The sequence below is a fragment of the Rhodoferax fermentans genome (assembly GCF_002017865.1).
Lineage (GTDB): Bacteria > Pseudomonadota > Gammaproteobacteria > Burkholderiales > Burkholderiaceae_C > Rhodoferax > Rhodoferax fermentans.
Map to the genome: position 1 here is coordinate 2,221,833 of NZ_MTJN01000002.1, position 14,530 is coordinate 2,236,362.

Genomic DNA, 14,530 nt, shown 5'->3' on the forward strand with positions numbered 1-14,530 from the left:
TAGCCAATTCAGTTTTCCAGAACAAAGGGATTTTCAGTGTTCAAAAATATCATCATGTACCGCCTTGACGCCACATGGAGCAGCAGCGCCGAGCAGGTCGAAGCCAGCCTGCAGGCCGGGCGTTATGTCGAGTGCGGCGCCAGCCAGGAAAAATCCATCGGCTGGATTGAGCCGCGCGGCCAGGCCAACGGCCCCTTGCTGGAAGCCGTGGCTGGCCAATGGATCGTCAAGCTGATGGTCGAGACCCGTGCCCTGCCCGCCTCGGTGATCAACCGCAAGGCGCAGGAGCGGGTGGCACAGATTGAGGCCAGTACCGGACGCAAACCCGGCAAGAAAGAAATCCGCGACCTCAAGGACGACATCCGCCTGGAGCTGATGCCGATGGCGTTCACCAAGCAGTCCAGTGTGCTGGTGTGGATCGACCGCGACAACCACCTGCTGGTGATCGACGCTGCCAGCCAGGCCCGTGCCGACGAGGTGGTGACCCTGCTGGTGCAGGCACTGCCCGGTTTTGCGGTGACGATGATCACCACCCAGGTCTCGCCCGTGGCGGCGATGTCCGAGTGGCTGCTGAGCCTGGACGCCCCGGCAGGTTTCAGCGTCGACCGCGAATGTGAGCTCAAGGCCGCCGACGAGTCCAAAGCAGTGGTGCGTTACGCCCGCCACCGGCTCGATACCGAAGAGGTTCAACAACACATCCGCGAAGGCAAAATGCCCACGCGCCTGGCCATGACCTGGAACGAACGTGTCTCCTTCATGCTGACCGAAGGTTTGCAACTGAAGAAGATCGCGTTCCTGGACGGTGTGTTTGAGTCGAGCAGCGCCAACCACAAAAAAGACGATGACTTTGACGGCGACGTTGCCATCTCGACCGGTGAGCTGCAAAAAATGCTGCCCAATGTGCTGGAGGCACTGGGTGGCGAAATGCCGGTGGCCTGAGACTTGGTGATGCCGACAGAGCGCCTGTTGGCGTTTCCAATCACTACATTTAGCGTTTCTTGATCAGTTTGGTGACATTTATACGCTAGACTCCACGCTATTGAAGGTTCCCCGAGAGGGGATCAAAAGGGAATCCGGTGCCAGGTTGTTGACCTGAATGCCGGAGCTGCCCCCGCAACTGTGATCGGCGAGCGTTTCGCCACACCATGCCACTGGATGCGTCCGGGAAGGCGGGTGAAACGCGATGAACCGAGAGCCAGGAGACCTGCCTCAATATGTCCTTTTTGATGTTTCTGGGGCGGGGTGTCCCTGACGAGAGGTTGTTGCGTGTTTGTTCACCGTTGCAGCATGTTGTCCAGCTGTTGTTGGCTGGCTTTCCTGCGCGGCGGATGCGGCCCGCTCAAACGCTACCTTCTTGACTCTCCGCCCCCCAATGTGGAGAGTTGCCGTGTTATCCCCTGCCCCATCCAATCCTCACACCGTCTCGGCGGCCACGCATTTCGCTGCATCCGCGTCCTTTCAGGTCATCCGGCGCAACGGCACCGTGGTCGCTTTTGATGCCGACAAAATCGCCCTGGCACTGACCAAGGCTTTTCTCGCCGTTGAAGGCAGCCACAGCGCGGTGTCCTCGCGGGTGCGCGAAGTGGTGGCCCGCCTGACCCAGACCGTGGTCCAGGCCCTGACCCGGCGCTCGCCCGATGGCGGCACCTTGCACATCGAAGACATCCAGGACCAGGTCGAACTGGCGCTGATGCGTTCAGGTGAACATGACGTGGCGCGGGCCTATGTGTTGTACCGCGAACGCCGCACCGCCGAACGGGCGGCCAGCCGAACCCAGACCAGTCAACAGGTGGCATTGCACGTGCTGGACGGTGGGGTGCGCAAGCCGCTGGACCAGACGCTGCTGCTGAGAAACTGCGAAGCCGCCTGCGCCGGATTGGGTGAACTGGTGTCGGCTCAAGCCATCTACGAACACGCTCTGAAGAACCTCTACGACGGTGTGCCCTTGGCCGACGTCTACCAGGCGCTGATCCTGGCCGCGCGGATGCTGATCGAACGCGAACCCGCCTACAACCAGGTCACCGCCCGGCTGCTGCTGGCCAGCCTGGGCCGCGAGGTGCTGGGCCGCCCGGTGACACTCGATGAACTGGCCAGTGTGCAGGCTGACTATCTCCGTGACTTCATCCAGCAAGGCATCGCTGCCGACTTGCTTGACCCGCGCCTGGCCACCTTTGACCTGCCACGCCTGGCAGCAGCCTTGAAACCCGAGCGCGACCTGTTGTTTGGCTACCTTGGCCTGCAGACCTTGTACGACCGTTATTTCCTGCACATCGAGGGGCGGCGCATCGAGTTGCCGCAGATCTTCTTCATGCGGGTGGCGATGGGCCTGGCCTTGAACGAGATCGACCGCGAAGCGCGCGCCATCGCGTTCTACGACCTGATCTCCAGCTTCGACTTCATGTGTTCCACACCGACCCTGTTCAACAGCGGCACATTGCATTCACAACTGTCCTCGTGTTACCTGACCACGGTGGCAGACGATCTCGAAGGCATCTACCAGAGCATCAAGGAAAACGCCCTGCTGCAGAAATACGCAGGCGGCCTGGGCAACGACTGGACCCCGGTGCGTTCGCTGGGCAGCCGCATCAAGGGCACCAACGGCCAGAGCCAGGGCGTCATTCCTTTCCTCAAGGTGGTCAACGACACGGCAGTGGCGGTGAACCAGGGTGGCAAACGCAAGGGCGCGGTGTGCGCCTATCTGGAGACCTGGCATCTGGACATCGAGGAGTTCCTGGACCTGCGCAAGAACACCGGTGACGAACGCCGCCGCACGCACGACATGAACACCGCCAACTGGATTCCCGACCTGTTCATGAAACGCGTCATTGACAACCGCGAATGGACACTGTTCTCACCAGTCGACGTGCCCGATTTGCATGAGAAGTTTGGTACCGCTTTCGAGACCGCGTATCTGGCCTACGAAGCGCAGGCCGCCGCCGGGCAGATCAAGCTGCACAAACAAGTCCCCGCAGTGCAGCTGTGGCGCAAGATGTTGACGATGTTGTTCGAAACAGGCCACCCCTGGATCACCTTCAAGGACGCCTGCAACCTACGCTCACCACAACAACATGTGGGTGTGGTGCATTCAAGCAACCTGTGCACCGAAATCACACTGAACACCTCGGACTCGGAAACTGCGGTGTGCAACCTCGGTTCGGTCAATCTGCTGGCGCACTTGAAAGACGGCCAGCTGGACCAGGACAAGCTGGCCCGCACCGTGAACACTGCCTTGCGCATGCTCGACAACGTGGTGGACATCAACTTCTACGCCACACCCAAAGCACGCAACGCCAACCTGCGGCACCGCCCGGTGGGCCTGGGCATCATGGGTTTTGCCGATTGCCTGTATGCGCTGGGCCTGCCCTATGCCTCAGCCGAAGCGGTCGAGTTTGCCGACCGGACCATGGAAGCCGTCTGTTACCAAGCCTATTGGGCGTCGAGTGAGTTGGCGCGTGAGCGGGGCCGGTATTCGAGCTTCACCGGCAGCTTGTGGGACCAGGGCATCCTGCCGCTGGACTCGATCCGTTTGCTGGAGGAAGGTCGGGGCGGGCATCTGGAGGTGGACCGCAGCGCCCGCCTGGACTGGGCCGCACTCAGGGATCAGATTGCCCGCCACGGCATGCGCAACTCCAACTGCGTGGCCATTGCACCGACGGCCACCATCTCCAACATCGTGGGTGTCTCGGCCAGCATCGAGCCAACCTATCAGAACCTGTACGTCAAGTCCAACCTGTCGGGTGAGTTCACCGTGGTCAACGAGGCGCTGGTGCGCGACCTCAAAGATATCGGCCTGTGGGACGAGGTGATGGTGGCTGACCTCAAGTACTTTGATGGTTCACTCGGGCCGATTGAGCGTGTGCCGGACGAACTCAAGGCACGTTATGCCACCGCCTTCGAAATCGACCCGGTATGGCTGATCGAGGCCGCTGCCCGGCGCCAGAAGTGGATCGACCAGGCCCAGTCACTCAACCTCTACCTGGCCACACCCTCGGGCAAAAAACTCGACGACATCTACAAGCTGGCCTGGAAGCGTGGCCTCAAGACCACGTATTACCTGCGCACCCTGGGCGCCAGCCAGGCCGAGAAGGCCAGTGGCCGCGACGAGGCTGCGCCCGAAAGCGAAGCCAAGTTCTGCAGCATCGACAACCCCGACTGTGAGGCCTGCCAATGAGTACCCCTGACCTGTTGACACCTGAACGCACCTTCCAGACCACCAGCTTGCCCACATTGCCGCACCGCATTCTTCGCCGCGATGGTGTGGATGTGCCCTTCGAGAGTGAACGCATCGCCTCGGCCTTGGCACGTGCGGGTGCCGCCAGTGGCGAATACGATGCAGCGCAGGCCTTGCTGCTGACCGATAGGGTGCTCAAGGTGATCCGCCATCGTTATGCCAGCTCGGTCCCCAGCGTCGAGCAGGTGCAAGACATGGTGGAACACATGCTGGTGGACGCCAATCATCTGCAGACCTTCCGAGCCTACGTGGCCTACCGCGACCAGCACCGCCGCCTGCGGGAAGACAAGCGCACCCTGGTGGATGTGGCGGCTAGCATCGATGAGTATGTGGACCGGGCCGATTGGCGGGTGCGTGCCAATGCCAATCAAGGTTATTCCCTGGGCGGGTTGATCCTCAACGTCTCCGGCAAAGTGGTGGCCAATTACTGGCTGTCGCACGTCTATCCTCCAGAGATTGGTCAGGCGCATCGCGACGCCGACATCCATATCCATGACTTGGACATGCTAAGTGGCTACTGCGCTGGCTGGTCGCTGCGCCAGGTGCTGTTCGAGGGCTTCAACGGGGTGGCGGGCAAGCCTGAGGCTGATCCGCCGCGCCATTTCTCAAGTGCCTTGGGGCAGATGGTGAACTTCCTCGGCACCCTGCAAAACGAATGGGCCGGTGCGCAGGCCTTCAGTTCCTTTGACACCTACCTGGCACCTTATGTGCGCCGCGATGGGCTGGACTATGACGCGGTGCGCCAGGGCCTGCAGGAGTTCATTTACAACCTCAACGTACCCTCGCGCTGGGGCACACAGACACCGTTCACCAACCTGACTTTTGACTGGGTTTGCCCCGAGGACCTGCGCGCCCAGGTGCCGGTGATTGGCGGTCTGGAAATGCCCTTCACTTACGGTGAGCTGCAGGCCGAGATGGACCTGATCAACCGCGCCTACATCGAAGTCATGAGTGCGGGCGACCGCCGTGGCCGGGCCTTCACCTTCCCGATTCCGACCTACAACATCACCGAAGACTTCCCCTGGGAATCAGAGAACGCCGACCACCTGTTTGCGATGACAGCCAAATACGGCTTGCCTTATTTCCAGAACTTCCTCAACTCGGACATGCAACCCAACCATGTCCGATCCATGTGCTGCCGACTGCAACTCGATTTGCGTGAGTTGCTCAAACGGGGCAACGGCTTGTTTGGTTCGGCCGAACAAACCGGCTCCATCGGTGTGGTGACGATCAACTGCGCGCGCTTGGGGTATCTGCATGCAGGTGACGAGACTGCGCTGATGGCACGTCTTGACCGCCTGGCCGACATGGCACGCGACAGCCTGGAAATCAAGCGCAAAGTGGTGCAGAGGCTGATGGATGGAGGCCTCTTTCCTTACACCAAGCGATACCTGGGCACCTTGCGCAATCACTTTTCGACCCTGGGCGTCAATGGCATCAACGAGATGGTGCGCAACTTCACCGACGGTGCAGCCGACATCACCCACCCGGAGGGCCACGCCCTGGCACTGCGCCTGCTGGACCACCTGCGCGAGCGCATGCGCCAGTACCAGGAAGAAACCGGCAACCTCTATAACCTGGAGGCCACGCCGGCCGAAGGCACCACCTACCGCTTCGCGCGGGTTGATCAAAAACGCTGGCCCAAAATTGTGCAGGCGGGCACACCAGAAGCACCGTACTACACCAACTCCTCACAATTGCCGGTGGGTTTCACCGACGATCCGTTTGAGGCACTGAGTCGGCAAGATGCGTTGCAGACACGGTATACCGGCGGCACGGTATTGCATCTCTACATGCGTGAGCGCATCTCATCCCCGGCTGCCTGCAGGCAACTGGTGCGCACGGCGCTGTCACGGTTTCGACTGCCCTACATCACGATCACACCCACTTTCTCGATCTGTCCCAAACATGGGTACCTGGACGGTGAACACGCTTTTTGCCCCAAGTGTGACGAAGAGATCCTGGCCCAGCGTGGTGTGGCCCATTGAGCTGTTTCCAACCAATATGAAAGACAAGCACATGAATACCCATCCCCAACAACAGCCGCTCCAGGACCACGAACGCCAGCGTTGCGAGGTGTGGACCCGCGTCATGGGTTACCACCGCCCGGTGTCCGAGTTCAACCAGGGCAAACAGGCTGAACACCAAGAACGCGTGCACTTTGTGGAGGCACCCATGGCCTGCGAGCCCCGTGCTTGATGACAGCCGACTGGTGGTGGCTGGGCTGACCCCTTTCACCACCATCGATTTCCCGGGCCGACTCGCTGCCGTGGTGTTCTGCCAGGGCTGCCCCTGGCGCTGCACGTATTGCCACAACGCCCACCTGCAGCCAGCTCGGACCCACGCGCCGCGCCGCTGGTCCGAGCTTTGCAACTGGCTCTCCAGCCGACGCGGCCTGCTCGATGGTGTGGTGTTCAGCGGCGGAGAGCCTTTGCTGCAGCGCGGCCTGGCACGGGCGCTGACAGATGTCCGTCAGCTCGGGTTTGCCGTTGGCCTGCATACGGCAGGCATCTACCCAGAACGCCTGGCTGCCGTATTGCCCCGGCTGGATTGGGTTGGCCTGGACATCAAAGGACCGTTTGAGGACTACCACCAGATCACCCGCGCTGGCGGTGCAGACGCTGCACGGGCTTCACTGTCCCTGGTGCTCAAGTCCGGCATTGACCACGAGCTGCGTTGCACCGTCGATACCGATCTGCTGGATGCAGATGCGCTGTCACGCCTGGCACGCAAGTTGGCTGAGCTCGGTGCCACCCGGCTGGTGCTGCAGGCCTGCCGCCGCGAAGGCCAGGCGGCGTCTGTGCCCACAGCCCTGGTCAACGCAGCAGCACAACATTTACCTCAGGTCGAACGACGTCCGGCCTGAGCCATTGACCCATTTCAGATACAGAAAGACAACCGCCCTATGAGCGCACCACAACACGAGACCTTGTTCAACGACTGGGAGCAGCCCGCACCACAGGTGGCCAACCCAGCACCCGGCACAGCTCCGGCTCGCCCCGCCCTGGCCCCGATCAACGCCGCCGACAAACGCGTGGTCAACGGCAAGGCCGACATCAACCAGCTGGCGCCCTTCAAATACAACTGGGCTTGGGAGTATTTCCTCAAGGCCAACCGCAACCACTGGACCCCGCTGGAGATCAGCATGTCGCAGGACGTGCACGACTACCACCACAAACTCAGCCAGCCCGAGCGCCATGTGTTCGAGAACGTGCTGGCTTATCTGACCACCTCGGACATCCTGGCCATGCGCAACATCGGCCTGGCGGTGATGGAGAAGATGAGCGCGCCCGAATTACAGATCTACCAGGCGCGCCAGGTGTATGAGGAGGCCCTGCATACCTGGACCTACCAGCATTGCATCGAGAGCATCGGCCTGGACCAGCAGGAGATCTACAACCGCTACCGCGTGGTGCCCGAGATCCACGGCAAGATCGCGCTGGCCAACCGGCGGCTCGAGCGGGTGATGCGTTCGGACTTTGACCTGAGCGACCGCGCCAACCTGCACGAGTTTGCGCTGTCCTACTTCTTCTTTGCGGTGATTTTTGAGGGCTGCTGGTTCTACAACGGCTTCAGCCCGATCTTTGCGCTGCAACGGCGTGGCCTGATGAAGGGCACGGCCGAGCAGCTGCAGTACATCATGCGTGACGAGGTGATGCACTGCGCCTTTGGCATCCGCGTGATCCGCGAGCTGCTCAAGGAGGAAGAGCTCACGCTCGACCCGGCCGCGCTACGCGAGCTGTGGGACGAGGCCGAGGCCACCGAGCAGGCCTACGCCAGCTACATCCTGCGTGACCCGATCCTGGGCTACAACGCCGAACTGCATGTGCAGCAGTTCCGCTTCATCGCCAACCGACGCGCACGCCAGCTCGGTGTGGCGGAACCTTTCCCCGGCGCCGCCAATGTGTTGCCCTGGCTCGACGAGCAGGCCAACCTGCGCAAGGAGAAAAACTTCTTCGAGACCCGGGTCACCGAGTACCAGACCGGGGGTGCACTGGCCTGGGAATGAGCCTTGTGCTGGCAGAAGCGTTGATGTGTTCCTGAAATATGTAACAAATGAGCTCTAGCCCTTATTCAATAAGGGAAGATAGCTATTAAAAATATACAAACAAGCCTGCCGCGTGGTGAGCCCGGCAGGCTTGCTTTTTCTTGAGAGGGAGCCCGCTGCGGACGGGCTCAGCCACTCACTTCTTCGGGCAGGTGTTGATGCCCAGCAACGGGTACAGCGGGCAAAAACTCATGAAGCCGGTGGCCAGCGGCACCACACCAATCCAGCCCCAGACACCAATGGTGCCGGTCAGCGTCAGGCCAATCAGCACCAGACCCAGAACAATACGCAAAATGCGGTCGATACCGCCAACATTGGATTTCATGACAACTCCTTGGTAAAAAAACACAGCCCAGGGGAGGGACGATGTGTTGATTACACGCGTGCACCCTGCCTAAGGTCTGTGACTCAGGTCACCCAAAGGTATCCAGCTGCAGTGGCCAATTCACGTGGAAACATATCGCCAACGATGCGAAAATTGTCACGCGAGACAATATCGCACTTTGCTGCATTGGCTGCAACGCAAGCAAGGGCGCAAAAACCTTGGAACAGTGGTTGGCGTCGCGTTATTGCAGAGACCGGCAGATTTCCGCGCAGTCCGTTTCGCCCGTGGTCCGAGCGGCCCTCGCCATGAGGGTTTCACCCTTCACAGGGCCGGCACCATCATCATCCTGAGCACTATTTTGGAACTCCTCCATGGAAATTAAGGTCAACTTTCTCGACAAACTTCGTCTTGAGGCCAAGTTCGATGACTTCACGGTCATCGCCGATCAGCCGATTCGTTACAAGGGCGATGGCTCGGCGCCGGGCCCGTTCGATTATTTTCTGGCGTCATCGGCCTTGTGTGCGGCTTACTTCGTGAAGTTGTACTGCGACACGCGCAACATCCCCACCGAGAACATCCGCCTGTCGCAAAACAACATCGTGGATCCGGAAAACCGCTACCAGCAGACGTTCAAGATCCAGGTTGAGTTGCCAGCGGATATTTCCGACAAAGACCGGCTGGGCATTTTGCGTTCCATTGAGCGTTGCACGGTCAAAAAAGTGGTGCAAACCGGGCCCGAATTTGTGATCGAAGAGGTCGAGAACCTGGACGCCGACGCGCAGTCCTTGCTGACCTTGAAACCGACTTCTGAGACCCAAACCTATATTGCGGGCAAGGACCTGCCTTTGGAACAAACCATCGCCAACATGTCGGGCGTTTTGGCCAACCTGGGCATCAAGATTGAAATCGCTTCGTGGCGCAACCTGGTTCCCAATGTGTGGTCGCTGCACATTCGCGATGCACACTCGCCGATGTGTTTCACCAATGGCAAGGGTGCCACCAAGGAAAGTGCGCTGGCGTCAGCCTTGGGCGAATACATCGAGCGCCTGAACAACAACCACTTCTACGCCGGGTCGTTCTGGGGCGAAGACATCGCCAACGCGGCGTTTGTGCACTACCCGAACGAGCGCTGGTTCAAGCCTGGCCGCAAAGATGCGTTGCCGGCCGGCATTCTGGACGACCACTGCCTGCAGATTTACAACCCCGATGGTGAATTGCGTGGCTCACACCTGATCGACACCAACTCCGGCCATGTCAAGCGCGGCATTTGTTCGCTGCCCTTTGTGCGCCAGTCCGACGGCGCGGTGGTGTATTTCCCGTCCAACCTGATCGAAAACCTGTTCGTCAGCAACGGCATGAGTGCTGGCAACACGCTGGCCGAGGCGCAGGTGCAATGCCTGTCCGAGATTTTTGAGCGGGCGGTCAAACGCGAAATTCTGGAGGGTGAAATCACCTTGCCGGATGTGCCGCCCGAGGTGCTGGCCAAATACCCCGGCATTCAAGCTGGCATCCAAGCCTTGGAAGAGCAAGGCTTTCCGGTGCTGGTCAAAGACGCGTCGCTGGGTGGGGTGTACCCGGTGATGTGCGTCACCTTGATGAACCCGCGCACCGGCGGTGTGTTTGCCTCGTTTGGCGCGCACCCGAGTCTGGAGGTGGCGCTGGAACGCAGCCTGACCGAATTGCTGCAGGGCCGCAGTTTTGAAGGCCTGAACGATTTGCCCCAGCCCACCTTCACCAGCAACGCAGTGACCGAACCCAACAACTTTGTGGAGCACTTCATCGACTCCAGCGGTGTGGTGTCGTGGCGCTTTTTCAGCGCCAAACCGGACTTCGATTTTGTCGAATGGGATTTTTCCGGCCAGGGCGAGAACGCCAATGCCGAGGAAGCCGCAGCCTTGCTCGGCATTCTGGAAGCCATGGGCAAAGAGGTCTACACCGCGGTGTATGACCAGCTGGGCGCCATTGCCTGCCGGATTCTGGTGCCCGGTTATTCGGAGGTGTACCCGGTCGAAGATCTGATCTGGGACAACACCAACAAGGCACTCTTGTTCCGCGAAGACATCCTGAACCTGCACCAGCTGGACGACGCGAGCCTGCAAGCGCTGCTGGAGCGGCTGGACAACAGCGAGCTGGATGAATACTCTGACGTCGCCACACTGATCGGCATCGAGTTTGACGAAAACACGACCTGGGGCCAGCTGACCGTTCTGGAGCTCAAGCTGCTGATTCATCTCGCCTTGCAGCAGCTGGAAGAAGCGCACGAGTTGGTGGGCGCCTTCCTGCAGTACAACGACAACTCGCGCGAGCGAGGTCTGTTTTACCAAGCCTTGAAGGTGGTGCTGGAAGTGCAACTTGACGACGACCTGGAACTGGACGATTACATCGTCAATTTCCGCCGAATGTTTGGCAACCAGCGGATGGACGCGGTGTTGGGGTCCGTAGACGGCAGCGTGCGTTTCTTCGGCCTGACCCCAACCAGCCTCAAGCTAGAGGGGCTTGAGCGGCACCACCGCTTGATCGACAGCTACAAAAAACTGCATACGGCGCGGGCCAAAGCGGCAGCTGTGGCCAGCTAAAGCCTTGCGTCATTGAGCACTGCGGCTGAATCGGCCCATCCTATTTAACTGGCCAACGCCCGCAAAGCCGCGCTGTTGAGGATACTGATCTGCTCACGCCCCAGCGCCACCCAACCGTCGCGCTCAAAACGGCGCAGCAGGCGGGTCACCATCTCGCGCACCGTGCCCAACTCGTCGGCCAGGGCCTGGTGCGTCAGGTTGAGGTGTTGGCCGCGCCCGAGCAGGGCTGCCGCCAGGCGCCGGTCCAGCCGGTGAAAAGCAACGGCGTCCACCAGCGCGGTCAGGTCGGCCATGCGTTCGGCAAACAGGCCCAGCACATCGTTGCGAAAAGCCGGAGTCTCGATCCAGCGTTTGAACAGCTCCGGGCGAATCAGTAAAAACGTACTGGGCCGGGTGGTGATGCCACAGGCGGCCAGCGGTTGGCTGCGAAACAGGCTTGCGCTGGACACCAGGCACAACTCGCCCGGCACCACCCGGTATAACTCCAGCGAGCGGCCATCGTCCGAATGGCGTGAGACCTTGATCTCGCCTTCCAGCACCAGTGGGAAACCCTGGCAGGCGGCGTTTTCGCTGAATAACTCGGTGTGGGCGGGCACCACCATCGGTGGCAGGCTGCTTTGCAGTTCGGCCAGACCGGGCTGGACGTCCTTGAGTGAGGGATACAGGCTGGTGACTTCAGCCATCGGCCAGTCACACAAAGCGTCCATGGCTTATGCCACCACTTGGTAACCTTCTTCCACAATGGCCTGGGTGATGTCCTGCGCACTGGCCGTGGACTCAACCTCCACCTTGTTCTGCAAGCGGTCAGCCACCACCTGGGCGTTGTTATCCAGTTGGCGCACCGCACGTACCACGGCCTTTTCGCAGTGTTCGCAGGTCATTCCTTCGACGTGAAAGCTGTACTTCATTTGAAACCTCTGAAAATAGGGTGATCACAAAAGACTTATTGTGAACCCTGTTCCTTCTGTTTCGAGCCTCGTACCCCCATGACCACCCCGACTTCTGGCAATCCCCCCCTGCGTATTGACCTGGGCATCCACGGCATGACCTGCGCCTCGTGTGTGGCCCGGGCCGAACGTGCCCTGAAAAAAGTGCCCGGGGTGGCCGAGGTCGCGGTGAACCTGGCCACCGAGTCGGCGCGGGTGCTGGTGGCGCCGTCCGAGCAGATCGAGGCGCGGCTCAAACGCGCGATCCGGGACGCGGGTTACGAGCCGGTGGCGGCCAATGCTGCGGTCGATGCGCCGTCTGACTCGGCTTGGGCCGGTTTTGGCCCGGTGGCGCTGGGCCTGGTTTTGTCGGTGCCGCTGATGTTGCCCATGCTCGGTGACCTGCTGGGCCAGCACTGGATGCTGCCCGCCTGGCTGCAGTTTGCACTGGCCACACCGGTGCAGTTTGTGCTGGGTGCGCGTTTTTACAAAGCGGGTTGGCATGCGCTGCTGGCACGCAGCGGCAACATGGATTTGCTGGTGTCACTGGGCACCACGGCGGGCTGGGCGCTGTCGGTATGGTTGTGGCTGCAGTCGCCTGCGGATGAGATGCCGCACCTGTATTTCGAAGCGTCGGCGGTGGTGATCACGCTGGTGCTGCTCGGCAAATGGCTGGAGGCACGCGCCAAGCGGCAAACCACCTCGGCCATCCGCGCCTTGCACGCCTTGCGCCCCGATGTGGCCCATCTGCTGGGGCTGGACGGTGAGATGGATGTGCCGGTGGACGAGCTGCTGGCCGGTGACCGGCTGGTGGTGCGCCCCGGTGAACGGTTTGCGGTGGATGGCCTGGTGTTGGAAGGGCAGAGCCAGGTCGACGAGTCGATGCTCACCGGCGAACCCTTGCCGGTGGCCAAGAAAGAAGGTGACCCGATCACCGGTGGCACGCTCAATGGCGATGGGCGGCTGGTGATCACCGTCAAGGCGGTGGGGGTGGATACGGTGCTGGCCCACATCATCACGCTGGTAGAAGACGCCCAAGCCGGCAAGGCGCCGATCCAGCGGCTGGTCGACCAGGTCAGTGCGGTGTTTGTACCGGTGGTGCTGGTGTTGGCGTTGGCCACGCTGCTGGGCTGGTGGTTCACCGGCCATGCGTTTGATGTGGCGCTGATCAACGCGGTGACGGTGCTGGTGATTGCCTGCCCCTGCGCGCTGGGCCTGGCCACACCGGTGGCGATCATGGCGGGCACCGGCGTAGCGGCGCAGCATGGCATTTTGATCAAGGACGCCCAGGCGCTGGAGTTGGCCCACAAAGCCCAGGTGGTGGTGTTTGACAAAACCGGCACGCTGACCGTGGGCCAGGCGCGTTTGACCGACTTTGTGGTGCTGCCGGGGCAGGATGAAGCCCGCTGGCTGGCCGTGGCCGCTGCGATTCAGAGCGGCAGCAGCCACCCGCTGGCGCGTGCGGTGGTGGCCGCAGCGGCTGAGCGACACATCAGCTTGCCCGAGGTCAGCCAGGTGCTCTCCACCCCCGGCAAAGGTTTACAAGGCACGGTGGACAACCAGGACTATGTCATTGGCAACCTGGCTTGGATCGGTTCCTTGGGTGGTCAACTGGCCGCACTGGACGATGCCGTGGCGCGCCTGCAAACGGCGGGTGCCACGCTGGCGGCGCTGGCCCATCGCGGCTCAGAAGGTGTGCAAGTGTTGGCCTTGATGGCATTTGGCGACGAGCCCAAAGAGAGTGCTGCCCCAGCGATCGCCAGCCTGCGTGCACGTGGAATCCGGGTGATGATGCTCTCGGGTGACCAGCAAGTTGCAGCGCAGGCCATGGCACGGCGTGTGGGGCTAACGCCCGATGAGGTGATCAGCGACGTGTTGCCGGGTGACAAGGCTGCCCACGTCAGCGCATTAAAACAAGGCGGGCAGACGGTGGTGATGGTCGGCGACGGCATCAACGACGCCCCGGCGCTGGCCGCTGCCGATGTTGGCATGGCCATGGCCAATGCGGGTGGTGGCACCGATGTGGCGATGCACGCCGCCGGTATCACCCTGATGCGTGGTGACCTGGCACTGGTGGCAAGCGCGCTGGACATTTCACGGCGCACCGTGGCCAAGATCCGGCAGAACCTGTTCTGGGCCTTTGTGTATAACGTGGTGGGCATTCCGCTGGCGGCATTCGGTGTGTTGAACCCGGTGATGGCCGGTGCCGCCATGGCGCTGAGCTCGGTGAGTGTCATGGCCAACGCCTTGTTGCTCAAGCGCTGGCGCCCGGGCTTATAAGGAAAAATGGCCTCCAGCCCTGATTGATAAAGGGCTGGTAGCTCTTTTTTTTGTAACATTCAAGAACCTGGGGCGGCCATGTGCTTGAGGACTGGTCTTGGCGGCTGGCGGCCAACATCAAAAATCTTGAAAAAAAGTGGACTT

The 14,530-nt window shown here is 61.0% G+C and carries 11 protein-coding genes and 1 riboswitch; of the genes, 8 read left to right on the forward strand and 3 right to left on the reverse strand.

Features of this window, described 5'->3' with window-relative positions:
* The first annotated feature begins 36 nt into the window (after positions 1-36).
* The 6 genes from RF819_RS10500 to RF819_RS10525 all read left to right on the forward strand — a co-directional run bounded on the left by RF819_RS10500 (position 37) and on the right by RF819_RS10525 (position 8,240).
* A complete protein-coding gene (locus RF819_RS10500; protein WP_078364939.1) occupies positions 37-939 on the forward strand; it encodes a recombination-associated protein RdgC in 903 nt (300 codons plus the stop codon).
* Between the two features lie 87 nt (positions 940-1,026).
* A riboswitch (cobalamin riboswitch) is annotated at positions 1,027-1,226 on the forward strand.
* A gap of 146 nt (positions 1,227-1,372) precedes the next feature.
* Positions 1,373-4,171: a ribonucleoside-diphosphate reductase subunit alpha gene (locus RF819_RS10505; RefSeq protein ID WP_078364940.1), complete on the forward strand. Its 2,799-nt coding sequence runs from the start codon at positions 1,373-1,375 to the stop codon at positions 4,169-4,171.
* Positions 4,168-6,219, forward strand: a complete 2,052-nt coding sequence (locus RF819_RS10510; protein WP_078364941.1) for a ribonucleoside triphosphate reductase — start codon at positions 4,168-4,170, stop codon at positions 6,217-6,219. The genes RF819_RS10505 and RF819_RS10510 overlap by 4 nt, the downstream gene beginning before the upstream one ends.
* Before the next feature lie 31 nt (positions 6,220-6,250).
* A complete protein-coding gene (gene nrdD / locus RF819_RS21905; protein ID WP_078366892.1) occupies positions 6,251-6,430 on the forward strand; it encodes an anaerobic ribonucleoside-triphosphate reductase in 180 nt (59 codons plus the stop codon).
* Positions 6,423-7,097 carry an anaerobic ribonucleoside-triphosphate reductase activating protein gene (locus tag RF819_RS10520; protein ID WP_078364942.1) on the forward strand — a complete coding sequence of 225 codons (675 nt, stop codon included), beginning with the start codon at positions 6,423-6,425 and terminating at the stop codon, positions 7,095-7,097. The genes nrdD and RF819_RS10520 overlap by 8 nt, the downstream gene beginning before the upstream one ends.
* A 39-nt stretch (positions 7,098-7,136) precedes the next feature.
* On the forward strand, positions 7,137-8,240 hold the full coding sequence (locus RF819_RS10525) for a ribonucleotide-diphosphate reductase subunit beta (protein ID WP_078364943.1): 1,104 nt from the start codon (positions 7,137-7,139) through the stop codon (positions 8,238-8,240).
* 175 nt (positions 8,241-8,415) lie between these two features.
* Here the strand turns inward: RF819_RS10525 and RF819_RS10530 are convergent, their stop codons facing one another.
* Positions 8,416-8,604, reverse strand: a complete 189-nt coding sequence (locus RF819_RS10530) for a YgaP family membrane protein (RefSeq protein ID WP_078364944.1) — start codon at positions 8,602-8,604, stop codon at positions 8,416-8,418.
* Positions 8,605-8,975: 371 nt separating this feature from the next.
* On the opposite strand from RF819_RS10530, the gene RF819_RS10535 reads away from it, so the two are divergent.
* On the forward strand, positions 8,976-11,180 hold the full coding sequence (locus RF819_RS10535; RefSeq protein WP_078364945.1) for an OsmC domain/YcaO domain-containing protein: 2,205 nt from the start codon (positions 8,976-8,978) through the stop codon (positions 11,178-11,180).
* A gap of 44 nt (positions 11,181-11,224) precedes the next feature.
* Here the strand turns inward: RF819_RS10535 and RF819_RS10540 are convergent, their stop codons facing one another.
* On the reverse strand, positions 11,225-11,887 hold the full coding sequence (locus RF819_RS10540) for a Crp/Fnr family transcriptional regulator (protein ID WP_078364946.1): 663 nt from the start codon (positions 11,885-11,887) through the stop codon (positions 11,225-11,227).
* A 3-nt stretch (positions 11,888-11,890) separates the two neighbouring features.
* Positions 11,891-12,088, reverse strand: a complete 198-nt coding sequence (locus RF819_RS10545) for a heavy-metal-associated domain-containing protein (protein WP_078364947.1) — start codon at positions 12,086-12,088, stop codon at positions 11,891-11,893.
* A gap of 78 nt (positions 12,089-12,166) precedes the next feature.
* Between RF819_RS10545 and RF819_RS10550 the strand changes: the two genes are divergently transcribed.
* Positions 12,167-14,386: a heavy metal translocating P-type ATPase gene (locus RF819_RS10550; protein ID WP_078364948.1), complete on the forward strand. Its 2,220-nt coding sequence runs from the start codon at positions 12,167-12,169 to the stop codon at positions 14,384-14,386.
* Positions 14,387-14,530: the final 144 nt, after the last annotated feature.

What these genes read in the sequence shown, in the direction of transcription:
- RF819_RS10505 (WP_078364940.1), top strand. Translation starts at nt 1,373, where the DNA reads ATGTGGAGAGTTGCCGTGTTATCCCCTGCCCCATCCAATCCTCACACC.
- RF819_RS10510 (WP_078364941.1), top strand. Translation starts at nt 4,168, where the DNA reads ATGAGTACCCCTGACCTGTTGACACCTGAACGCACCTTCCAGACCACC.
- nrdD (WP_078366892.1), top strand. Translation starts at nt 6,251, where the DNA reads ATGAATACCCATCCCCAACAACAGCCGCTCCAGGACCACGAACGCCAG.
- RF819_RS10525 (WP_078364943.1), top strand. Translation starts at nt 7,137, where the DNA reads ATGAGCGCACCACAACACGAGACCTTGTTCAACGACTGGGAGCAGCCC.
- RF819_RS10530 (WP_078364944.1), bottom strand. Translation starts at nt 8,604, where the DNA reads ATGAAATCCAATGTTGGCGGTATCGACCGCATTTTGCGTATTGTTCTG.
- RF819_RS10535 (WP_078364945.1), top strand. Translation starts at nt 8,976, where the DNA reads ATGGAAATTAAGGTCAACTTTCTCGACAAACTTCGTCTTGAGGCCAAG.
- RF819_RS10540 (WP_078364946.1), bottom strand. Translation starts at nt 11,887, where the DNA reads ATGGACGCTTTGTGTGACTGGCCGATGGCTGAAGTCACCAGCCTGTAT.
- RF819_RS10545 (WP_078364947.1), bottom strand. Translation starts at nt 12,088, where the DNA reads ATGAAGTACAGCTTTCACGTCGAAGGAATGACCTGCGAACACTGCGAA.
- RF819_RS10550 (WP_078364948.1), top strand. Translation starts at nt 12,167, where the DNA reads ATGACCACCCCGACTTCTGGCAATCCCCCCCTGCGTATTGACCTGGGC.